This is a genomic window from Streptomyces sp. NPDC085946 (assembly GCF_044540485.1).
In the GTDB taxonomy this organism is placed as follows: domain Bacteria; phylum Actinomycetota; class Actinomycetes; order Streptomycetales; family Streptomycetaceae; genus Streptomyces.
The window spans coordinates 68446-88210 of the sequence record NZ_JBITSF010000009.1 but is presented as its reverse complement, the minus strand read 5'-3'; the positions used below and the strand labels follow the sequence as shown (position 1 = coordinate 88210).

Below are 19765 nucleotides of genomic sequence, written 5' to 3'. Positions count from 1 at the left end.
GGCTCCGTCCAGGAGCCGTACGCACCGCCCGCGTCCACGCGCGTGCCCGGAAGTCCTCGGTCCCCCCTCGTCGTTCCGAGCCCGGACAGTAACGTTTCCCCACCACGGACGGCATGGGCCCACGGTCCCAACCCGAGGCCCATTCCCGCCGCGCGCGGGTGCCCGCCCCGGCTACTGCCCCAGCCCGCCCCTCGCCAGCTCCCTGAGGTCATCGGGCAGGGAGTCGTCGGCGGCGAGGCGGGTGAGGGCCTCGCGGCTGCGGGGGTCGGTGTGCCACCAGCGGAGCATGGACACGGCCTGCTCGGCGGCCACGCCGTTGCGGGCGTAGCGCTCGGCGAGGTCCATCGCCCACGGGGTGAGGGCGGTCCCGTCGTCGACGTACATGCCGAGCCAGGTGAAGACCTCGCCCGCGATCCAGCCGCCGATCCAGGTGACCCAGGTGCCGATGAAGCGTTCCGCCGCCTCGCCGTCCGGGTCCCGCGGGACGCCGGGGACGCCGAGCAGGGCGCACTCCCGCATCGCCTCGGTCAGGCGCTCCCGGGTGACCAGCCGGGCGCAGGGCATCAGGTCGCGCATGACCCGGCGGACGTCGAGCCAGACGGGCGGCTCCTCGTCCCCGGAGCCCTGCCAGGAGGGAGCGGGGACGGGTTCGGCGACGGGGCCGGCCGGTGCGCAGGCTTCGAGGACGGCGCGGGCGCGGGCGAAGTTCTCCTGGGTCTCCGGCAGTTCCTGCGGCCACTGGAAGCCCGCGCTCCACGCGTACGGCAGGTCCCGCGCGGGTGGGGGCAGGAGGGGCTCCTCGCCGTCGGCCGGTTCCTGGGCGCGGGCCCGGTAGCGGGGCCGGCGCAGGTCCAGCAGGTGGTCGCGGGCCCGCTGCCGGTCGTCCTCGCGCACGGCCGGGCTCCGGACCAGGCGCAGGAGCGCGGCCTCGCCGCGGGGGGCGCCGAGGGCGTGCAGGAGGCCGAGGGCGGAGGGCGAGGACAGGCCGTGCTCGGCGCAGCGCTCGGCGACGGCGGCGACGGCCTCCTCGTCGTGCGGCGCCCTCTCCAGCCACCGCAGCACGTCGTGCGCCCAGTCCGCGAGCGCCTGCGCGGCCCACTCCGCGGCCACCCGGTCCGCGTGCTCCCGCGGCCACCACTGCGGCACCGGCGGCCGCGCCGTACGCGCCCACTCCGTCAGGACCCCTTCGACGGCCTCGCGGGTGAGCCGGGCGGTCGTCGGCACGGCCTCCGCCAGGCGCGGGGCGGCCTCCCGGCGGAACCGGTCGTGGAGCTCCTCGGACTCGTCGCTCCAGGCGCCGCCGCCGGGGCGGGGCGGGGGACCGGACAGGGCGGCCGCCAGGGCGTCGAGGGCGGACCGCTCGTTCGCCTCCGTGCGCGGCAGGTCCTCCAGCCGCTCCGTCCGCCGCCGCGTCAGGTCGTTCCACGGCGGCGGCAGTTCGCGCAGGGCTGCGGGCAGGAGCGGGTCACGGTGTGCGTCAGGAAACACCCAGGTACTCCATGGCGGTCTTGGGGTCCTTCATCTTGCCCGAGTCCCGTGCCGCCTGCTGCTCGGCCGGTGTCTTCCTGCTCCACGCGTCGTTCATCGCCCTGAGCTGCTGGGGCGAGACGTCCTGCCCGGCGACGCGCAGGACGAGGCCCTGGTCGGCGAGCGTCTGCGCGGGGCTGCCCGCCGGGGACTGCCCGGTCTTCTTGTCCTTCTGGAACCCGTCGAAGACCTTGTCCCAGCCGTCCTGCGTCTCGATCTCGTAGCGTGCCGCGCGGCCCGGCTCCGCCTTCTGCCAGTCGGCCAGCCTCTTGGCCTGCGCGGGCATGGACGCCTGGGTGGCGGCCTGGCCCGTGTTCTTGACCTCGACGACGTGGATGTTGCCGTCCTTGCCCTTGTAGACGACGTCGGCGTCGTCGATGGCGCGGACGTCGGCGATCGTGCCGTCGCCCAGGTCGACCTGGTCACGGCCCTTCTTCGCGCCGATGCCGGCGTACACCTTGGTGCCGTCCGCGGCTTCGCCGTCCGCCGCCCGCTTGGCCGCCCGGACCTCGGCCATCGCCTCCGCGAGCTGGTGCCGGTTGGTGGCCTTCAGCACCGGGCCGCCGAGCGCGCCGCGGCTCTGGTTGTCGATGTTCGTCGTCTTCAGCATGTCCGACAGGTCCTTGAGGGAACCGGCCAGCTCCTCCTTGCCGATCTCGCCCTTCGCGCGGTCCGGGTCGTCCTTGGCGCGGGCCACCAGCTGGTCGATCTTCGCCTCGTCGAGCTGGAACCGGTCGCTCTTGGGCGTCTTCTGCTTGTCCTTGGCGTCCGCGATCGTCTTCTTGGCGTCCTGCGCCGCCTGGTCCAGCTCCACGCCGTCGGCGGCCTTGTCCGCCTCGTCGGCCTGCCGGCGGGCGTCCCGGGCCTGCTGCTCGGCCTCCTTGTCGCAGCCGTCCTCGGCGAGGACGACGTACGGGGAGCCGCTGCCGGCCGCCAGGACCGTCGTGCCGGTGCCGGAGGAGCCGGTGAGACCGGGGGCCGTGCCGCCGGGACCGCCGCCGTACGGGACGCGCGGGCGGGGCGCGGAGAGGGTGCAGCCGGACTCCCGGGCCTCCTTCTCGGCGTCGTCCGCGGCCTTGTCCGCGTCGTCCGCCGCCTTGCGGGCGGCGTCCGCGTCGCCCTTCTCGGCCGCCTTGCGCGCCCGGTCCGCCGCGTCGGCCGCCTTCTCGGTGAACTTCGTGGCCTTGTTCAGCTTGTTGAGCTTGTTCAGCTTGTTGAGCCAGCGCACCTCGCCGACGCCCGGGATGAACATCGAGCCGATGTTCCACCCGGTGTTGCCGATGCCCGCGCCCCAGTCGCCGTTCTCGAAGGACTCCTTGTCGACGAAGGAGTCGATGAGGAAGTCGGCGACGAAGTCCTCCGGGGCGGAGACCCACTTCACCGGGACGGTGAGGTAGTTCCAGCCGCCCTTGTCCCACTCCTTGCCGAGCTCGTCGGACCGCTTCGACCACCAGTCACCGGTGTACGTGGACACCCCGTCCCAGATCTGCTTCGCCGAGTCGACGGGGTGCAGGATCATGTTGCCGGTGTCCTTGACGTCGTTCCACGCCGACTTGAAGGGCGAGGTGACCATGTCGCCGAGCTGGTCGAGGACACCCTTGTCGTCGCCGCCGTCGTCCCCTCCACCGCCGCCGCCTCCGCTGTCGCCGCCTCCGCCGTCCTCGTTCTGCGGGGCGTCCTGGGCCTCCACGTCCGAGGAGTCGGTGTCGCCGGAGGAGTCGGTGTCGCCGGTACCTCCGGTGGTGGTGCCGCCGGTGGTGGTACCTCCGGTGGTGCCGCCGGTGGTGCCTCCTGACGCGGTGTCCGTTCCGCCGCTGCCCGCGGTCGTCCCCGCGGCGCCGCCGCCCTGACCGCCGGCGTCCTGGCCTCCGTCGCCCTGGCCACCGTCGGCCCGGCCCTCGTCGGCCACGACGGAGGTGTCGCCGTCCCCGTCCGGGGCGGGGCATCCGCCGCCCGTCACCGAGCACACCGCCGCCTGGATGCCGCCGGCGATCTGCCCGCCCCAGCCGGTCACCAGCAGGGCCACGATGATCGCGGCCACCACGGCCACCAGCCCGACGTACTCGGTCGCCGTCTGGCCCTCGTCGCTGTGCCGCCACCGCAGCATCCGTGCCGGGCTGAAGCCGGGGTTCTCCGCACGCTCCAGCTCCGGCAGCAGGAACCACTCGCGGACCGGCCGCCGCGACAGCAGCACGATCACGACGACCGGGATGACCATCTGCACCGGCCCGCGCGGGTCACCGCGCCCGACCGAGCCCAGCGCCTGGAGGACGAGGACGCCCTGCACCGCGAGCAGCGACCACCGCACGAGCCGGCCGCCGGTCCACGCCCGCAGCGCCAGGACCAGGCCGGCCACGCCCGGGGCGGCCGCGTACAGCAGCAGCCCGATGATCTCGCCGGTCAGCTCGGGGAGCGCCACGACGGCGCCGAGGGCGCCGATGACCGTGAAGCCGAAGAGGGCGAAGAGGAGGAGGCGCGCCGCCACGAGGGAGCGGGGCATCCGGGCCCGCCCCGCGCCGTAGGAGGGGTGGGGGGCGAAAGCTGCTCCGGAGCCGTGGGATGCCGACATGGTCGACGACCATAGGAAGAACGGACCGGTTCGGGATGGGTCCCGGGGCCCAACTCAGGTCCCAAGGGACCCGCCGACGCCTGCGGTGGGGGCAGGCGTCGGCGGGGCGGCCCTCCGGCCGGCGCCGGTCAGTTCTCCGTGCGCGGGAAGGAGACCTCGACCCGGCGGTTCTTCTTGCGGCCGGACTCCGTGGAGTTGTCGGCGATGGGGTACTGCTCGCCGTAGCCGCGGACCTCGTACGTGATGCCGCTGTCGTCGAGCTCCTTGCTCAGGACGTTGTGCACGGCGTCGGCGCGCTGCTTGGACAGGACGTCGCCGTGCGCGGAGGAACCGAGGTTGTCGGTGAAGCCGAAGACGCGGACCTTGCTGGCGTTCTGGGCCTTGATCTCCTCGGCGATCACCGCGATGCGGGCCGTCGCCTGCGCGCTGAGCCTGGCGCTGTCCTTGCCGAACAGCACCTCGGCCTGCAGGGCGAACTTGACGTCGGCGTTGGTGTCCTCCCGACGCTCGTCCCCGCTCTGGTCCTCGACGACCTGCTTGATGTCGAGGACCTTGGCTTCGGCGAGGGTGGCGCCTTCGGGGAGCTTGAGGTCGGGGTCGTTGGGGTCGACTTCCACGGGGGCGGAGGCGGAGGCCTCGGTGCCCGGGGGGACGCTGGGGCCGTCGTCCGCGTGAGCGGTCACGACGCCGTAGAGGTTGGTGGTGACCATGACCGTGGCGGCGGTGAGCGCCAGGGCGAGGCGTGGGGCTGCCGCTCGGGTGCGGGTACGGGTCATCGCGAGCCTCACCCGGAGATCTTGATCGTGCCGCTGGAGAAGGTCGGTACCTGCAGGTCGACCTCGCTCGTGCTCGCCGGCGGAGCGGGGAACTGCATGAACACCGGAAGGGTCTGTCCAGCCTCAAGGTTCCCAAGACCGGTCGTCGTCAGTGGTCGCCCCTCCGTGTCCCGCAGGGTGTAATAGCGCTTCTTCCCCTTCGCGTCCACGAGGGTGGCACCGCCCAGCGAAGGCCCGTGAGCGATGACCTCTGTCTCGTCGCCACTCGTCTGCGGGGGAACGACCACGGACTTCGCACCGTCGTTCTTCACGATGCCGTTGACCGTGAGGAATCCTCCGGCGTCCCTTTTCGCAGAGGTGATCTGGAGAAGCAGACCGTCCGTGCCTTTGAGCTCGGCCAGTGGGGTTTCCGACTCGCCTTCCTGAGCACTCGGCTTCGACCCACTGCTCTTGGAGGCGGAAGCCGGTGTGTCCGGCTTCTTGTCGTCGCCGCCACTGCCTCCGCAACCGGCCACGCCAAGGGTCAGTCCGGCCGCAATGGTCAATGCGACCATCCCCGTGCGGGCCTTCGCAGTGAACCGAACGCTCATCTCTCTGTTTCCTTCATCACTCGTCGTTCGCTTATTGGTCGGCCAGATGGACGTCGAACAGGTCCTCGGGATCCGGCAGATCGGTGAGATCATCCGGCTTCAGGTCCCAGTGCTGTCCCTTGCAGGTGAGCCGCGGCAGTACGTCCTCTGCGGCGTCTTCGGCCGGCAACTTGAATTCGCACCTCGAGTCGACCACGGCGATGGCCGTCGCATCCGCGTGCCGCTGCCCGGTGCCGGGAACGATGGAGTCGCCGACGGGCTTGTTGGTCTCGACCTCGACCTTCCAGCCCAGCAGCCCCCACGGATCGCAACCATCCAACGCCGCGTCGTTCTGCTCAGCCAGTTGCGCGGCACGCGAGCACGCCGTCGGCGCGGCAGGCAGCTTGCCGTCGAAGATGTCCCGCCACTTGGTCGGGTCGAGCACGTTGTCCAACCACTGGCCCGCCAGTTGCTCACGGGTCTCCTGGGCCGCCGCCAAGGCCGCCGCGTCGGCCGCCGTCTGAGCTCCGTTCCGGTTCACCGCGGCCTGACCGACCGCAAAGTACGCGAACGCGAGAAAGAGCAGGCCCCCCACCACCGTGATGTAGATGGGGAAGGCCTGCCCAGTGTCGCCGTACCGGCGAGGTGGCATCAAGGAGCGACCTTGGCGATCTGCGCCTGGATCTTTCCGAGGATCGTCTGACCGAGGTTCGTACCCGTGATCGCCAGCACGATGGCCACGACCACCGCGATGATGCCCAGGTACTCGACCGCGGTCTGCCCCTTGTCCGCGGAACGGCGCTGCATGGCCTCGACCGTGGTGTTCTTCCAGCCGTTCACGCGGACCTTGGTCGCGACGGCGGTCTTCAGCATCAGGTCGCTCATGGTGTTCCCCTCCGGGTTCGGCGGTGCCGCTTTCGACACCGGAAACGTACGGCGGAACACCCCGCCCGCCAGAGGGTCCCTGGGCCCATTCCCGGGCCCAAAGGGAGGCCCAGGTGCCGGGCTGCCGCCGGGGGCTCATCGCAGCCCTCCGGGGGAGCCGGGGGCCGTGCCCAGCCACTTGGCGGCGGCCTCGGAGCGGCTGGTGCTGTGGAGCTTGGCGAAGATGCGGTTGATGTGGTTCTTGACGGTCTTCTCGCTGATGAAGCAGGTGGCGGCGATCTGCTGGTTGTTCATGCCGGACGCGATGAGGTCCATGATCTCCGCCTCCCTCGTGCTCAGTTGGAACCGCGACCTGTCGTGAGCGGCCGGGCGGCCGCCCGTCCATCCTGACGGAGACTGTCTCACATTCGGTTGCAGTTGCGAAAGATTTTGCGTAGAAACAGTCGGCGGAGGCGGGGTTGAGGTGGAGTGAACGTGTGCAGTCGCATCCGCTCGGCCCAGGCCCTCGGGGAGCGGCGGGCCGGCCGGGGCCTGCCCCTGGCGGAACTGGGCCAGGAGCGCGCCCGCCGCCGTGGGCGTGAAGTGGGCCCTGCCCTCCTTGATGTCCCGCACGGCGGAGACGAGCTGGTCGGCGGTGAACTCGCCGTGCACGAGGTAGCCGCCCGCCCCCCTGCGCAGGGCCTCCTGGACGATCTCCGACTCCCTGCTGTACGTCAGCATCACCACCGGCGCGATCGGCACCAGGTACGGGAGCGCCGAGATGCCGTCGACGCCCGGCATGCGGACGTCCAGGAGGACGACGTCGGGGCGGTGCCGGTGGGCCGCCTCGTAGGCCTCGCGGCCGTCCGCGGCCTCCGCCACGACCGCGATGTCCGCGCGGCCGGAGAGCAGGGCGGTCAGACCGGCCCGGACGACCGGGTTGTCGTCGGCGACCACGACCCGGAGAGGGGGTGCGGCGGGGAGCGCCTCGAAGGGGTCGGGTGGCTCCGGCTGCCGGCCGACGGGGTGGGCTGCCGGTGTCGTCTGCTCTGGCACGGGGCGGCCTCCTCTCGTGTCGTGGGGGACGAGTGCGGCGTACTGCTTCACGGGGTCAGGGGTCAAGGGCCAAGGGTTCACTGGTTCGTCGGGGGTCACGGGTTCAGTGGTGCGGGGTCGTCAGGGCGGCCAGGGGGAGTTCCAGGCGGACCTCGGTGCCCTTGGGGTGGCCGCCGCGGCCGATGCGGATGCGGGCGCCCACCGAGGCGGCCCGCTCGACCATCCCCACCAGGCCGAAGTGCCCGGCGCGGCGCAGTTGTTCGAGGCTCGTGCCGGGGGCCAGGCCGCGGCCGTCGTCGTAGACGCTGATGCGGAGCAGGTCGCCGTGGACGCCCGCGCTGACGTCGACGCGGGAGGGGGCCGCGTGCCGGTGGGCGTTCTCCATGGCCTCCGAGGCGATGGTCAGGAGCTGGCGGGCCACCGCGGGCGGCACCGGCGGGACCGCGTGCTCGCCGGTGGGGCGGTAGTGCGCGGGCAGGCCGGTGCGCTGGGCGAAGTCGCGGGTGCGGGCGGCCAGTTCGACCAGGACGTCGGTGCCCTGGTCGGGGTCGGACTCGCGTCGCAGGTCGGCCAGCAGTTCGCGGGACTCGGCCGCGGCGCGGCGGGCCGAACGGGCGACCAGTTCGGCCTGCTGCTTCACCAGGGCCGGGTCCATCCGGTCGGCGCCCGCCGAGCCGGCCAGGCCGTCGGCGGCGAGCGCGACGCCGTGCAGGGTCTTGGCGACGGAGTCGTGCATCTCGCGGGCCAGGCGGGCGCGCTCGGCGCTGACCGCCTCCGTGACGGCGAGGCGGGCCTGGACGGTGGTCAGGGCCTGGGTGGCCGCGCCGAAGCGGAGCATGAGGTTGCGCAGGCTGGAGCCGACCGCCCCGGCGATGACGCACAGGCCGGGCAGGAGCGAGGCCTCCGCGATGCTCGTTCCGACGGTCTCCCCGGCGGCGTAGACCAGCAGCAGGATCACGGCCTGCAGGGAGGCGAAGCAGGCCGCGCCCCGCCAGCCGTAGACGATGCCGGCCAGCAGCGGCGTGCAGACGCTGACGTAGGCGAGGGTCGAGTCGGGGCCCGCCGAGATCAGGAGCAGGGAGCCGAAGAGGGTGTCCACCGCGAGGAGGGTGGGGTGGCGCAGGAGGAGCGGGCCGAAGCGTTCCCAGTCCCGGAAGAGGACGTAGGACACCATGAAGGTGACGACCACGGCGATGCCCACCAGGCGGGTGGGCAGGCCCGGCCCCGCGTTGAGGAGGGCGACGGGGGCGGCCAGGGCGAGCATGGCCAGGCGGAAGCCGAAGACCTGGCGGCACATGGCCTGCAGGGCGTTGACCTGGATGGGGATGGTGGGGTCCCCGGGCCGGTGCCCGGGCGGCACCGGCCCGCGCGCGTCGGCGCTCTCGCCGGCCGCGTCCTCCCACCGTGCCCGTGCCGGGCCGTCCTTCGAAGCGGCCGGCGGAGCGGTCGGTGGAACGGCCGGCGGTCCTCCGGCCTCCGCCCCGCCCGCCGCCGGAGCACCGGCCTCCGCCCCGCCCGCCGCGGGCCTCCCGGCCGCCGGCCCGCCCGCCGACGACGACGAGGCGCTCGTCGACCGCGAAGCACTCGTCGACGGCGAGGCGCTCGTCGACGGCGAGGCACCGGCCGCCGACGGCCCCCCGGCCGCCCCCGGCCCCACCGCCGCCGCCGACGGCCCCCCGGCCGCCCCGGACCCCACCGTCGCCGACACCCCCGCCGGCCCCGCCACCCTCGGCTGCAATACGCCCGCCAGTCCCGCGCCCGCGGGCTCCCACCCGGGCGGCAGCGCCGGCGTCACCGAGGTCACCGGGATGTCCGGGGCGCCGGTGCGCACGTAGTCGGGCAGCACCGTTCCGGCCGGCGGGGTCGTGATCTCCGGCGCCGCGGGGCGGCGGCGCAGCAGCCCGGTCCGCTCGCGCGCCGTCTTCGCCTTCGCCGTCGCCGTCGGTTTCGTCGTCGACATGGCCGTCACCCGCCCCTCTATTCGCCCGCGATCGAGCCGAAGTCGGTGCCGGAGCCGAGGATGAGGCCGGCGCCGAGGAGGATCATGGTGGCCGGGACCATGAACGTGGTGATCATCATGGTGGCCTTGGGGACCGCGCGGGCGGCCTTGCGGCGGGCGTTCTGCGCGTCCGTACGGCGCATGTCCTTGGCGAGCGCCACCAGCGTGTCGACGATGGGGGCGCCGAGTTCCTCGCCCTGCTGCAGCGCCGTCACGAACATGGCGACCTGCTCGGAGTCGTTGCGGCGGCGCAGTTCGGCGAAGGCCTGGCGGCGGCTCATGCCGAGGTCCATCTGGCGCAGGGTGATGCGCAGTTCGTCCGCCCAGGGGCCCTCGTACTTCGACGCCACCCGGTCCAGGGCCTGGCGGAAGCCCAGGCCCGCGCTGACCACGACGGCCAGCACGTCCAGGAAGTCCGGCAGGGTCCGTTCGATGACGTCCTTGCGGACCCGGATCGCCGACCAGATGCCGACCTCCGTCCAGAACGCGCCGAAGGCGAGCAGCAGCAGCGCCACGAAGAGCTGGCCTCGCATCAGGAAGACCAGGAAGCCGACGCCGCCCAGGGCGCCGTAGACCGCGCGGCGGGCGGCGTAGCGGTCGATGGTGAGGCCGCCGGGGTTGCCGGCGAGGTCGATCTTGCGGCGGTACTTGGCGACCTGCTTGGGCCCCATCAGCCGCAGGACGGCGGGCGCGTACCGCATGCCCATGCGGTCGATGAGCGAGTCCACCGCGCCGGTGCGGGTGGAGCCGACCTCCAGGGCGAGGGCCAGGTCGCCGGGGAGTTTCGCCTCGGCGCGGTACATGCGGACGCCGGCGAAGACGCCCCAGACGCTGAGGGCCATGACCAGTGCGAGCAGAAGTCCCATGAGATGTCTCCCCGGCCTCAGACGTCGATCTTCGACATGCGGCGGATGAGGACGAAGCCGACCGCGTACAGCCCGAACGCGATGATCACGGCCGCCTGGCCGAACGGGGAGCCCGTCATCCGCTCCAGCGCGCCGTCCTTCACGCCGTTCATCAGGAACAGCGAGCCGACGCCCAGCACCGGCACCGCGTACGACGTCATGCTCACCTGGGAGAGCTGGGTGCGGACCTCGCGCCGGGTCTCCTTGCGCTCCTCCAGCGTCTCGGTCAGGTTCCGCAGCGCGCTGACCACCTGGCCGCCCGCCCGGTTGGACAGCACCAGCGTGGTGACGAGGACGACGAGTTCGCGGGAGGGCAGGCGGTCGGCGAGTTCGCCGAGGGCGTCGTCCATGGACGCGCCGACCGCCAGCTGGGCGGCGACCTTGCCGAGTTCCTCGCCGGCCGGGGCCTCCAGCTCCTCCGCGGCCATGCCGATGGCCGTGCGCAGGGCGAGACCGGCCTGGGTGGCGTTGGCCAGGATGCGGGCGAGTTCGGGGAGCTGGTTGATGAACCTCTCGATGCGCTTCTGGCGCTGCCAGTTGAGGAACTGCACCGCGACCCAGATGCCCAGCAGACCCGCGATCGGGCCGAAGAACGGGGCGAGGGCGGCCTGGCCGACCAGCCACAGGCCGACGACGGTGGCGAGCATGTAGACGAAGAACTCGCCGGGGGTGATGTCCAGGCCCGTCGCCGCCAGCCGCAGCTCCAGCTTCTTGCCCAGCGGGGTGCGGCGCAGGCGGCGGTCCAGGGTGCGGAAGTGGCGGCGGCGGCCGACGACCGGGATCTGGCCGGTGGCGGACAGCCGGTCCACCAGGGCCTGGCGCTGGGCCCTGCCGCTGGCGTACGAGTGCACGCCGACGACCGCGAGGACGCAGGTCAGCAGCGCGATGCCGGTGGTGAGCGTGATGAGCGATTGCAGTTCCATGGGGACGGCTCTCTTCTCCTACCTGGCTTCTCTCGTGGCCAGCTGGTCCGCGGACTGGGCGACGCCGAAGGCCTGGGGGATGGGCTGGCTCGCCATGTAGAGGCGGTCGGCGGTGCGGCGCGGGAGCGGGTAGTACTCGAACGCCCCGTAGATGCGGCCGTCGGAGGCCATCGGCCGGGCGTTGAAGCGGGCGACGCTCACCAGCCGGTACGGCTCGCTGCCGTGGCTGTCGAGCAGGGCGACCTCGGTGATGCGGCGGGCGCCGTCGGCGAAGCGGGTGAGCTGGACGATGACGTCGAGCGCGCTGTTGATCTGGTCGTGCAGGGCCACGAACGGGATCTCCACGTCCGACATGGAGGCGAGGGTCTGCAGGCGCATCAGGGCGTCCTCCGCGCTGTTGGCGTGGACGGTCGCCAGCGAGCCGTCGTGGCCCGTCGACATCGCCTGGAGCATGTCGAGCGACTCGCCGCCGCGGACCTCACCGACGACGATGCGGTCGGGCCGCATGCGCAGGGAGTTGCGGACCAGGTCGCGGATGGTCACCTGGCCCTTGCCCTCGACGTTCGGGGGGCGGGACTCCAGGCGGATGACGTGCGGCTGCTGGAGCTGGAGCTCCGCCGAGTCCTCGATGGTGATGATGCGCTCGCCCTCGGGGATCAGGCCGGACAGGGCGTTGAGCAGGGTGGTCTTGCCGGTGCCCGTGGCGCCGGAGACGATGATGTTGAACTTGGCCTGCACCAGGCCCGCCAGCAGGTACAGCATCTGCTCGTCGAGCGAGCCGAGGCCGATGAGCTCCTGGAGGGTGAAGGAGCGCGGGAAGCGGCGGATGGTCAGGGTGGCGCCGGTCAGGGACAGCGGCGGGATGATGACGTTGACGCGCTCGCCGGAGGGCAGGCGGGCGTCGACCATCGGGTTGGACTCGTCGACCCGGCGGTTGACCGTCGAGACGATCCGCTCGATGGTCTGCATCAGCTGGTCGTTGGAGGCGAAGCGCAGGGGCAGCTGCTCCACCCGGCCGCCGCGCTCCACGAAGATCGCGTCCGGGCCGTTCACCATGATCTCGGTGATCGACGCGTCCTCCAGCAGCGGTTCCAGGATGCCGAGGCCGAGGGCCTCGTCGACGACCCGGCGGATCAGCTGCGAGCGCTCCACCGTCGACAGGACCGGGCCCTCGCGGCTGATGATGTGCCCGAGCACCCGCTCCAGCCGGGCCCTGCGCTCGGCCGTGGCCAGCGAACTCATCTCCGCGAGGTCGATCTCCTCCAGGAGCTTGGCCCGGTAGGAGGCGACCATGTGGCCGTCCTCGCCCCGGTTGCCTTTCTCCTCGGGGGAGTTGATGCGTGCCCGCAGACTCATGGGTCCGGTGCTCCTCGTTCGTTCTTTCCGTGCCTCAGGGTCGTGCCCCGGCGGCCGGGCCTCGGTGGCCGGGCCTCGGGGCCGGGCCTCAGCGGTCGAGCGGCATCGTGGCCGTCTTGCGCGCCGGGTCGAAATCCCAGCCGGGGACGATCGACGGGATGCCCACCGTGGCGGTGACCGTCACCTCGTCCCCTCCGTACGCCGGGTCGCAGTCGGTGCCGTCGGCGAGCCAGTCGCTGACCGCCCTGGAGCACGCCTCCTGGGCGTCCTGCTGCAGCGACGCGTTGCGCGCCCCGGCCCGCGCCGCGGTGCCCGCCTGCTGCGCGGTGTACGCGATCAGTCCGAGCTGGACCGCCGCCATGGCGACGAGCAGCAGGACCGGCAGGAACCCGAGGTACTCGATGGCCACCTGGCCGCGGTCGCGGCGTCGCGTGCGGTCGTACGGCATCTCAGTTCGCCTCCTCTACGGCGCCGGCGTGGCCCCTGACCGGGATCGGCACGGAGACGGTGCCCGGGAAGAGGAGCGGGACGTCCAGCGTGACGTCGGAGGTCACGTAGCCGTCCTCGGTGGCGCACTCCACCCGGGCGCCGGCCCGCCAGGCGTCCGACAGCTTGGACAGCCCGGCCTCCCGGCACTTGCCGCCGCGGTCGTACTCCGCCGCCGTCGCGGCCCGCACCGCCTCGTCCGCGGCGTTGCCCGCGAGCGTGTAGGTGTAGCCGACCAGGACGAGCTGCCACAGCACGACCAGCGTCACGATGATCGTCGGGGTCATGCCGAGGAACTCGATCGTGACCTGGCCCCGGTCACGGTCCCGTGCAAGGACGCGCCCGCTCATCCCCCACCGTCCTTCCGCCGCCGGAAATTGACCGAGCCCCGGTCGCCCCGGAGCCGGCTCGCCTTCTGGGCGCCCTCGGGGACCTTGACCAGTCCCAGCTCGCCCGCCAGGCCCCACAGGGCCTGCTTGACCGCGCTCTTGCTCTCCAGTTCGTGGATGCGGCCCGCGTCCACGACGCTCTGGAGTTCCTTGAAGTTCGCGGGGACCGTGGTCGCCGCGACGGAGGTGCCGGTGATCTTCTGGATCAGGGGCGGCTGGATCTCCGTGCCGCGCGAGTGGCGGTTGACGACGATGGTGGTCTCCTCCGCCTTGCGGATCTGCAGCCGGTCCCACATCCGCACCGCCCGCTTGGCGCCCCGCACCGCGACCACGTCCGGCGTGGTGACCAGCAGGGCGGTGTCGGCCATCTCGACGGCGGCGGCCCCGGCCCCGTTCAGCTGCGCGCCGCAGTCGATGACGACGACCTCGTAGCGGGAGCGCAGGGCGCTGACGATCTGGCGGGCGGCGCGGTCGGTGACGTCCTCGCCGCGTTCGCCCTCGCCCGGGGCGAGCAGCAGGGCCAGGCCGGTGTCGTGGCGGAACACGGCGTCGGCGAGGACCCGGGGCGAGATGTCGGTGATGGCCGCGAGGTCGACCACCGAGCGCCGGAACTGCACGTCCAGGTAGGAGGCGACGTCCCCGGTCTGGAGGTCCATGTCCACCAGGGCGGTGGAGCGGCCCGACGCCTGGGCGGCCAGGGCCAGCTGGATCGCCGTGAGGGTGGCGCCGGCGCCGCCCTTGGCGCCGCTGACCGTGACGACCCGGCCGCCGACGCCGGTGAAGACGTCGCCGCCGGAGCCCAGGTGCCGCCGTACGCCGACCGACCACTGGGCGACGGCCTGCACGCGGCTGGCCAGCTCCTCGTAGCTCAGGGGCAGGGCGACCAGGCCGCGGGCGCCGTAGTCCATGGCGGCCTGGAACAGGCCCGGGCTCGCGTCCGAGGTGACGAGGATGACCCCGACGGCCGGGAAGCGCAGGGCGACTTCGCGGATCAGCTCCAGTGCGGGGACCGGGCCGATCCGCTCGTGCACCACCACGACCTCGGGCAGCTCGTCGACCGACTCGGCGGCCAGGCGCGCGAGGGTGTCGATGAGCTGGGTCGAGTCGGCCACCGGGGCCACCGGCTCGGCGTCCGGGAGCTGGCTGAGGAGGGTGGTGATGGACCGGACCGCGTCCGCGTCACCGACGGCCGGGAGGATCCTCGTGGGCATGCGGGCCTCTCACTTGTCCTTCGCGAGTTCGTACGTCCGCTCCCGCTCGGGGACGGTGGTGTCGCTGCCCGGGGCGACCAGCGCGAGCCGGACCCGCTGGGCGAACGACTCGGCGTAGGTGATGCGCTGGGCGTCGATGGTGGACAGCGCGAAGGTGATCGGGACGCCGTCGGTGGGCTGCCGGGAGTCGCTGCTGTCGTCGGGCTCCAGCGCGGTGATCCGGCCGACGTCGATGACCTTGGCGTTCGTCACGATGATCTTGGACTGGGCGGGGTCGCCCTCGCGCTCCCCCTCGAAGGTGGCGTACACGTTGACCGTGGCGCCGGGCGTGATCTTGCCCGCCACGCCGGTCGCCGCGTCGATCATGATGGCGACCTCCTGCTGCCCGGGCTGCAGGGCCGGCTGGTTCACGATCATGTCGCTCTGCAGCAGGGAGCCCTTCCGCAGCGTGGTCACGGCGATCTTGCCCTCGATCTCGGAGAGGTCGGTGACCGCGGTGTCCGACAGCCACCGCTCGGGCATCTTGACCTTCTCGAACTGGCCGGTCCTGAGCGGTGTGTAGGGGGCCACCTCGGCGGTCAGCCGGTACGCGGTGACCTCGGGGCCGACTTTCGACTTCACGTCACTGATGACGGAGAGCACGCCGGCGAAGGCGCCCAGGGCGCACAGGACCGACAGGAGCAGGAGTATCACGCCGCGGCGCTGACGGGAGTTCATGAACCGTACAACCTCGTTGGGGATATCGGTCGAGCGGAATCTGAGCGGATGCGGATCCGGCGGGCGGGCGGTGTCCCGGGCGGGCCGTGGCCGGATCCGTGGGACGCGGGTCCCGGGGCGCGCCCTGTGGTTCAGGACTCACCCGACGGCTGTTCGGTTCTCGCGAGGCCGGTCCTGGGCGTCACGGAGGCCGTCGTGGGCGGGTGGTGTGGCCGAGCAGAACACGCACCGGTCGCCGATGACGTCGATGCCGCACCAGTGGCAGCTGCCGCGCCGTACCGACGTGACCAGCTGGTAGAGGACGGACAGGTCGGGCAGGTAGGTGCAGAACTCGATCAGCCGGCCGGTCCCCCACCAGCCCGGGGAGTCGGCGGGCAGCGCGGTCTCGCGCAGCCCGAGCACGTTCCAGGCCGGGGCGAGGGTGGCGGTGACCCAGTCGGACTGGAGCTGCCCCTTGGCGACCAGCATCCAGGTGCCGAACTCCGGCCCGGTCAGCATCGCCTCGGGGCCGATCCGTACGAGCTGCGGTTCGGGGTGGGCGAGCACGGCGAACTGGCTGCCGGGCATCCAGGACTTGGCGTGCGACTTCAGGCCGACCGGGACCCGGTCGAGGCGGGCCACGGAGTTGAGCAGGGCCCCGGAGTGGATGTAGTGGACCAGCAGCCGGCCGGCCGAGGCGAGCACGCCGGGGCTGAGGTCGCAGGAGGCGAGCTGGCGCAGCTGGCGGGCCAGCACGGCGAGTCCGAGCGGCGGCAGGTCCGGGCTGAACAGCGCGATCCGGTCGCTCTCCAGCAGCGCCCGGACGGTCTGCAGCCGCCGCCGCACGGCGAGGGGCGCGGCCCGTGAGCACACCACGATGACGTGCCCGTGCTGTTCGACGAGCGTCTGCATCTCGGCCAGCGCCTGGTCCAGCGGCCGCTGGTCGACGTCCCGCAGTACGACGGCGGGCAGGGTTCGTTCGTCCTGCGGCGACAGCGCCAGGTCGGCGCTGGTCACGGCAATGGCTGTTGGCACGCGCAGCTCCCCGTTTTCCCATGCCCGTCGGTCCCCCGGGCGTTCCTCCGGTCCGCCCCGGCGACTTCACTGCGTGACTACCTCAGCACTGTATCCACGGCTCTGTGACCGGAGAACAGCGTTTCTGTAGCTGTGGAGCAACTGTCGTTGCACAAGGTGCGTCAAAACGGGGCAGGTTGAGCATCCCGCCGGTCGTCCCGACACGGTGGACCGTACCGGCCGGGTACCCGGGCGGGCCCAGGATTGACGCTGGGCCCGGGTTTTGGGTCCTCGGGCCCACGCCGGGCGGCCGCTCCCGCTCCTACGCTCGCCGTCGTTGACACGGATGGGGCCACTGGGCGAGGAGGGGTGCCGTATGGCCGACGGGGGTGGCATACGGACGGACGGACGCCGCAGGGTGTACGGCGACCGCGGCGCGACCGGCACCGAGTACCTCGGCATGGTCGTCGTCAGCGCCGCCGTCGTGCTCGGCGTCTCGGCCACGGGGGTCGGCCAGCTGATCGCCGACAAGGTCGCCGCCCAGATCTGCAGGGTGACGGGCGGCGGCGACTGCGGCGGGGGCGGCACCGACCCGGGCAGGCCGCTCACCGACGCCGACTTCGAGCCGGCGCTGTGCCAGGTCTCCTCCGTCACCGACAAGGCGGGCTCCAAGGCGAAGGTCTTCTTCTGGGAGATCGGCAAGGAGTACGGCTTCCAGGAGCAGCATCTGAAGGCGAAGACGGACGTCAACGGCGACGGCAAGGTCGACGACAAGGACCAGATGGTCTACCTGACCTTCACCGACGCCGCGTCGGTCGCCGCGAAGAAGGACTTCAAGCCGGGCATGAAGGTCGGCAAGTTCGGCGCGGACAAGGTGGAGCTCGGCCTCGGCATCAAGGTCACCAACGGCGACACCTGGGTGTTCGAGAGCCCGGAGGAGGCCCAGCGGTTCCGGGACGACGTCGAGAAGCTCCAGATGTACGAGATGCGCCGCACCATGCCGGGCGGCGCGGAGGCCAGCCTCGGCGACAGCATCCTCTACCTCTTCGGGACGGGCCCGCTGAAGGACGAGGAGGACACCCAGAACCGCATCAAGGAACACCTCGGCGACAACCGGAAGATCACCTACGGCAAGGTGGGCCTGGAGGCCTCGGCGGCGGCCGGCATGAAGATCTCGGCGGGCGACGAGAAGAAGCTGAGCGCCGCGCTCGGCGGGAACTTCAAGTTCTCCCCGGAGGTCACCTGGACGGACAACGCCTACAAGAACACCAAGTCGTACACGTACTCCTCGCAGATCGAGTACGGCAGCAAGGTGGGTTACGAGGCGGGCCCGATCAGCGGCGAGTACACGGCGAACACCACCCAGACCGGCACCATCACCGTCACCTACGACAAGGCGACCGGCAAGCTGGTCCGCATCGACACGACCCGCACGGTCGAGGAGGGCGGCCAGAGGGACGGCGCCAAGGCGGGCGGCGACAACGGCAAGAAGGACGACGACAAGCGGGGCGGCAACGCCGGCGTGAAGGGCACCGACTCGCAGACCGGCATCGAGATCGTCAGCAACACGGTCACCTTCGACCCCGGTCCGGCCGGCGACGCGGACCGGCGGATCGCCGAGCAGTGGCTGGACGGCAGCAACGAGCAGCTCGGCCAGCCGTTCCAGTACATGTTCGACGGCCACGCGCCGACGGCCCGCCCGGGCGCGGACGACCCCTTCGGGCAGCTGATGTTCGACAAGGGCAAGTCCAGCCGGATGACGTACACGGGCGAGGTGAACGCGGCCGAGTACGGCTTCGAGCTGAACCTCGGGCTGAGCCTGGGGATGTCCGTCAGCACCGAGAGGAAGTCGGAGACGCTGACCGACGCCGAGTTCCTGGGCGCCCCCGAGGGGAACAGCCGCGGCTACGTCCCCTACAGCTACTGTGCGAACTGACCGGGCCGTTCGGGAAAGGGAGCCCACACCGATGAAGACCCGTCGTACGTACGCGGCCGCCGGCCTGCTGGCCGCCGCCGTCCTGGTCCTGGCCGGCTGCGGGGAGGGCGGTTCCGACTCCGCCGCCGTGCCGGACGGCTGGGGGACGCTGGAGACCGAGGGCGTCTCCGTGTCGTACCCGAAGAGGTACGAGGAGCAGAGCGCCGCGGAGCGCAGCAAGTACAACGCCGCCGCCGCGGTCCGCACGGAGGGCGGCCGGACGGTGTCCACCCTGACCGTGCAACTCGGCTTCACCGAGGCCGACTCGGCGGAGCGGGCCGCCATCGCCGCCGAGGCGGGCATCCAGATGGGGGCCGACGTCAAGGGCACCGAGGACGTCGAACTGGCCGGCACCGACGAGGCCAGGCGGATCGACTTCGCCTTCGAGGCCACCGGCGAGGACGGCGGGCCGCCCAAGGGCACGCCGGTCGAGGGCGTCATCCTGACCGGCCTGGACTCCACCGGCTCGGCCTTCGCGGTCCGGATCGACGCCCAGCGGGGCGTCCTGCCCGACGGGGACCTGGAGAAGATCGTCGACTCGGTCGAGGTGCACTAGCCGTGGAGGTGCCGGGTGCCGGGTACGTCGTCCTCACGCTGCTGGTGGCGCTGTTCGGGGCGCTGGCGCTGAGGTACGCGCGGCGGCTGGTGACGGTCGCGCGCGTGCTGCGCCGGGGCGTGCGCGCCGACGGCACGTGCGTGCGCGTGGAGACGGAGCCGTACGCCCGCTCCGACGCGCGGCGGCACTTCTTCGCGTTCCGCACGGCCGACGGCACCCAGGTCGAGTTCGAGGACCTGGCGGGCGGGTCGACGACCAGGGGCACCCCGGTCACCGTCACCTACGACCCGCGCGACCCGCGGGGGACGGCGACCGTGGCCGGCCGGGGCAGCTGGTCCCCGGTGCTCCAGGCCCTGGCGCTGACGGCGGGCTGCGGGACGGCCGCGCTGGGGTTCGCGGTCCTGCTGTTCTTCGAGATCACCGGAGGCGGTCGATGACGCTCGTACGGTCCTGGGCCGTGGGCATCGTGGTGCTCGTGGTCACCGAGTACGTCCAGATGACGCTGGTGCACGACACCCTGGTCGGCCCGGACGGCGTCGGCTCGTTCGGCGCGGCGCTGGCCCTGGTCCACCTGCCGAACCTGCTGTGCGTGGTCCTCGCGACCTGGGCGGCGGCGCGGGTGCACCCGGAGCCGTGGCGGGAGGTGCCGGCGCGGCACGTGGCGGCGGCGTGCGCGGTGCCGGCGGCGGCCCAGGTGCTGACGCTGTCGCTGCGCTGGGAGGCGATGAGCCCGGCGGGGACGGCGCTGTGGATGTCGACGGGCGTGCTGCTGGCGGGGTGCGCGGCGGGCCTGCTGCTGGACAAGTTGGTCTGGACCTCTTGACAGCCGGATTGGTCTGGACCACCTTTGTCCTCCAGCGGTGGCCGCCGTCCTCATCCCCACTCCCCCACCGG

General features: G+C 72.4%; 21 protein-coding genes. 5 read left to right on the top strand and 16 right to left on the bottom strand.

From position 1 onward, the window contains the following. Positions 1-171 precede the first annotated feature (171 nt). The 8 genes from ACIF8T_RS19510 to ACIF8T_RS19475 form a co-directional block, all read right to left on the bottom strand. Positions 172-1488 carry a hypothetical protein gene (locus ACIF8T_RS19510; protein ID WP_400036595.1) on the bottom strand — a complete coding sequence of 439 codons (1317 nt, stop codon included), beginning with the start codon at positions 1486-1488 and terminating at the stop codon, positions 172-174. Then, complete coding sequence (locus ACIF8T_RS19505; RefSeq protein ID WP_400036593.1) at positions 1478-4096, bottom strand: hypothetical protein; 2619 nt, start codon at positions 4094-4096, stop codon at positions 1478-1480. Before ACIF8T_RS19505 ends, ACIF8T_RS19510 begins: the two co-directional genes overlap by 11 nt. A gap of 128 nt (positions 4097-4224) precedes the next feature. Beyond that, a complete protein-coding gene (locus tag ACIF8T_RS19500) occupies positions 4225-4872 on the bottom strand; it encodes an OmpA family protein (RefSeq protein WP_400036962.1) in 648 nt (215 codons plus the stop codon). A gap of 8 nt (positions 4873-4880) precedes the next feature. After that, on the bottom strand, positions 4881-5462 hold the full coding sequence (locus tag ACIF8T_RS19495) for a hypothetical protein (RefSeq protein WP_400036591.1): 582 nt from the start codon (positions 5460-5462) through the stop codon (positions 4881-4883). Positions 5463-5493: 31 nt separating this feature from the next. Continuing rightward, on the bottom strand, positions 5494-6093 hold the full coding sequence (locus ACIF8T_RS19490; RefSeq protein WP_400036589.1) for a pilus assembly protein TadG-related protein: 600 nt from the start codon (positions 6091-6093) through the stop codon (positions 5494-5496). Beyond that, positions 6093-6326, bottom strand: coding sequence for a hypothetical protein (locus tag ACIF8T_RS19485; protein ID WP_400036587.1), 234 nt, complete (start codon positions 6324-6326; stop codon positions 6093-6095). Before ACIF8T_RS19485 ends, ACIF8T_RS19490 begins: the two co-directional genes overlap by 1 nt. A gap of 135 nt (positions 6327-6461) precedes the next feature. Next, entirely contained in the window at positions 6462-7361 is a 900-nt protein-coding gene (locus ACIF8T_RS19480; protein WP_400036585.1) for a response regulator, read from the bottom strand. Between the two features lie 103 nt (positions 7362-7464). Next, entirely contained in the window at positions 7465-8658 is a 1194-nt protein-coding gene (locus ACIF8T_RS19475) for a sensor histidine kinase (RefSeq protein ID WP_400036583.1), read from the bottom strand. 28 nt (positions 8659-8686) lie between these two features. On the opposite strand from ACIF8T_RS19475, the gene ACIF8T_RS19470 reads away from it, so the two are divergent. Next, positions 8687-9196, top strand: coding sequence for a hypothetical protein (locus ACIF8T_RS19470; RefSeq protein ID WP_400036581.1), 510 nt, complete (start codon positions 8687-8689; stop codon positions 9194-9196). Positions 9197-9338: 142 nt separating this feature from the next. On the opposite strand, the gene ACIF8T_RS19465 is transcribed toward ACIF8T_RS19470, so the two are convergent. From ACIF8T_RS19465 to ACIF8T_RS19430, 8 genes are all read right to left on the bottom strand, one after another. Further along, on the bottom strand, positions 9339-10226 hold the full coding sequence (locus ACIF8T_RS19465; protein WP_400036579.1) for a DUF5936 domain-containing protein: 888 nt from the start codon (positions 10224-10226) through the stop codon (positions 9339-9341). Between the two features lie 17 nt (positions 10227-10243). Beyond that, on the bottom strand, positions 10244-11188 hold the full coding sequence (locus ACIF8T_RS19460) for a type II secretion system F family protein (protein ID WP_400036577.1): 945 nt from the start codon (positions 11186-11188) through the stop codon (positions 10244-10246). An 18-nt stretch (positions 11189-11206) separates the two neighbouring features. After that, positions 11207-12544, bottom strand: coding sequence for a CpaF family protein (locus tag ACIF8T_RS19455; protein ID WP_400036575.1), 1338 nt, complete (start codon positions 12542-12544; stop codon positions 11207-11209). An 88-nt stretch (positions 12545-12632) separates the two neighbouring features. After that, a complete protein-coding gene (locus tag ACIF8T_RS19450; RefSeq protein WP_400036573.1) occupies positions 12633-12992 on the bottom strand; it encodes a TadE/TadG family type IV pilus assembly protein in 360 nt (119 codons plus the stop codon). A 1-nt stretch (position 12993) separates the two neighbouring features. Further along, positions 12994-13380 carry a TadE/TadG family type IV pilus assembly protein gene (locus ACIF8T_RS19445; RefSeq protein ID WP_400036571.1) on the bottom strand — a complete coding sequence of 129 codons (387 nt, stop codon included), beginning with the start codon at positions 13378-13380 and terminating at the stop codon, positions 12994-12996. After that, positions 13377-14630: a CpaE family protein gene (locus ACIF8T_RS19440; protein WP_400036569.1), complete on the bottom strand. Its 1254-nt coding sequence runs from the start codon at positions 14628-14630 to the stop codon at positions 13377-13379. Before ACIF8T_RS19440 ends, ACIF8T_RS19445 begins: the two co-directional genes overlap by 4 nt. A 9-nt stretch (positions 14631-14639) precedes the next feature. Next, positions 14640-15347: a Flp pilus assembly protein CpaB gene (gene cpaB, locus ACIF8T_RS19435; protein ID WP_400036567.1), complete on the bottom strand. Its 708-nt coding sequence runs from the start codon at positions 15345-15347 to the stop codon at positions 14640-14642. 138 nt (positions 15348-15485) lie between these two features. Further along, positions 15486-16361 carry a hypothetical protein gene (locus ACIF8T_RS19430; RefSeq protein WP_400036565.1) on the bottom strand — a complete coding sequence of 292 codons (876 nt, stop codon included), beginning with the start codon at positions 16359-16361 and terminating at the stop codon, positions 15486-15488. A gap of 355 nt (positions 16362-16716) precedes the next feature. On the opposite strand from ACIF8T_RS19430, the gene ACIF8T_RS19425 reads away from it, so the two are divergent. Genes ACIF8T_RS19425 through ACIF8T_RS19410 form a run of 4 tightly spaced genes read left to right on the top strand, consistent with a single transcriptional unit; the run spans position 16717 to position 19694 of the window. After that, positions 16717-18276, top strand: a complete 1560-nt coding sequence (locus ACIF8T_RS19425; RefSeq protein ID WP_400036563.1) for a hypothetical protein — start codon at positions 16717-16719, stop codon at positions 18274-18276. A 31-nt stretch (positions 18277-18307) separates the two neighbouring features. Further along, the gene (locus ACIF8T_RS19420; protein WP_400036561.1) at positions 18308-18871 is read left to right on the top strand and encodes a hypothetical protein; all 564 of its coding nucleotides are present in this window, start codon (positions 18308-18310) and stop codon (positions 18869-18871) included. 2 nt (positions 18872-18873) lie between these two features. Continuing rightward, positions 18874-19308: a DUF3592 domain-containing protein gene (locus tag ACIF8T_RS19415; protein WP_400036559.1), complete on the top strand. Its 435-nt coding sequence runs from the start codon at positions 18874-18876 to the stop codon at positions 19306-19308. Continuing rightward, complete coding sequence (locus tag ACIF8T_RS19410; RefSeq protein WP_400036557.1) at positions 19305-19694, top strand: hypothetical protein; 390 nt, start codon at positions 19305-19307, stop codon at positions 19692-19694. The genes ACIF8T_RS19415 and ACIF8T_RS19410 overlap by 4 nt, the downstream gene beginning before the upstream one ends. Positions 19695-19765: the final 71 nt, after the last annotated feature.

Coding starts and splice junctions, on each gene's coding strand:
- ACIF8T_RS19505 (WP_400036593.1), bottom strand. CDS start 4,096: ATGTCGGCATCCCACGGCTCCGGAGCAGCTTTCGCCCCCCACCCCTCC.
- ACIF8T_RS19500 (WP_400036962.1), bottom strand. CDS start 4,872: ATGACCCGTACCCGCACCCGAGCGGCAGCCCCACGCCTCGCCCTGGCG.
- ACIF8T_RS19495 (WP_400036591.1), bottom strand. CDS start 5,462: ATGAGCGTTCGGTTCACTGCGAAGGCCCGCACGGGGATGGTCGCATTG.
- ACIF8T_RS19490 (WP_400036589.1), bottom strand. CDS start 6,093: ATGCCACCTCGCCGGTACGGCGACACTGGGCAGGCCTTCCCCATCTAC.
- ACIF8T_RS19485 (WP_400036587.1), bottom strand. CDS start 6,326: ATGAGCGACCTGATGCTGAAGACCGCCGTCGCGACCAAGGTCCGCGTG.
- ACIF8T_RS19475 (WP_400036583.1), bottom strand. CDS start 8,658: ATGTGCCGCCAGGTCTTCGGCTTCCGCCTGGCCATGCTCGCCCTGGCC.
- ACIF8T_RS19470 (WP_400036581.1), top strand. CDS start 8,687: ATGGTGGGGTCCCCGGGCCGGTGCCCGGGCGGCACCGGCCCGCGCGCG.
- ACIF8T_RS19465 (WP_400036579.1), bottom strand. CDS start 10,226: ATGGGACTTCTGCTCGCACTGGTCATGGCCCTCAGCGTCTGGGGCGTC.
- ACIF8T_RS19460 (WP_400036577.1), bottom strand. CDS start 11,188: ATGGAACTGCAATCGCTCATCACGCTCACCACCGGCATCGCGCTGCTG.
- ACIF8T_RS19455 (WP_400036575.1), bottom strand. CDS start 12,544: ATGAGTCTGCGGGCACGCATCAACTCCCCCGAGGAGAAAGGCAACCGG.
- ACIF8T_RS19450 (WP_400036573.1), bottom strand. CDS start 12,992: ATGCCGTACGACCGCACGCGACGCCGCGACCGCGGCCAGGTGGCCATC.
- ACIF8T_RS19445 (WP_400036571.1), bottom strand. CDS start 13,380: ATGAGCGGGCGCGTCCTTGCACGGGACCGTGACCGGGGCCAGGTCACG.
- ACIF8T_RS19440 (WP_400036569.1), bottom strand. CDS start 14,630: ATGCCCACGAGGATCCTCCCGGCCGTCGGTGACGCGGACGCGGTCCGG.
- cpaB (WP_400036567.1), bottom strand. CDS start 15,347: ATGAACTCCCGTCAGCGCCGCGGCGTGATACTCCTGCTCCTGTCGGTC.
- ACIF8T_RS19425 (WP_400036563.1), top strand. CDS start 16,717: ATGGCCGACGGGGGTGGCATACGGACGGACGGACGCCGCAGGGTGTAC.
- ACIF8T_RS19420 (WP_400036561.1), top strand. CDS start 18,308: ATGAAGACCCGTCGTACGTACGCGGCCGCCGGCCTGCTGGCCGCCGCC.
- ACIF8T_RS19410 (WP_400036557.1), top strand. CDS start 19,305: ATGACGCTCGTACGGTCCTGGGCCGTGGGCATCGTGGTGCTCGTGGTC.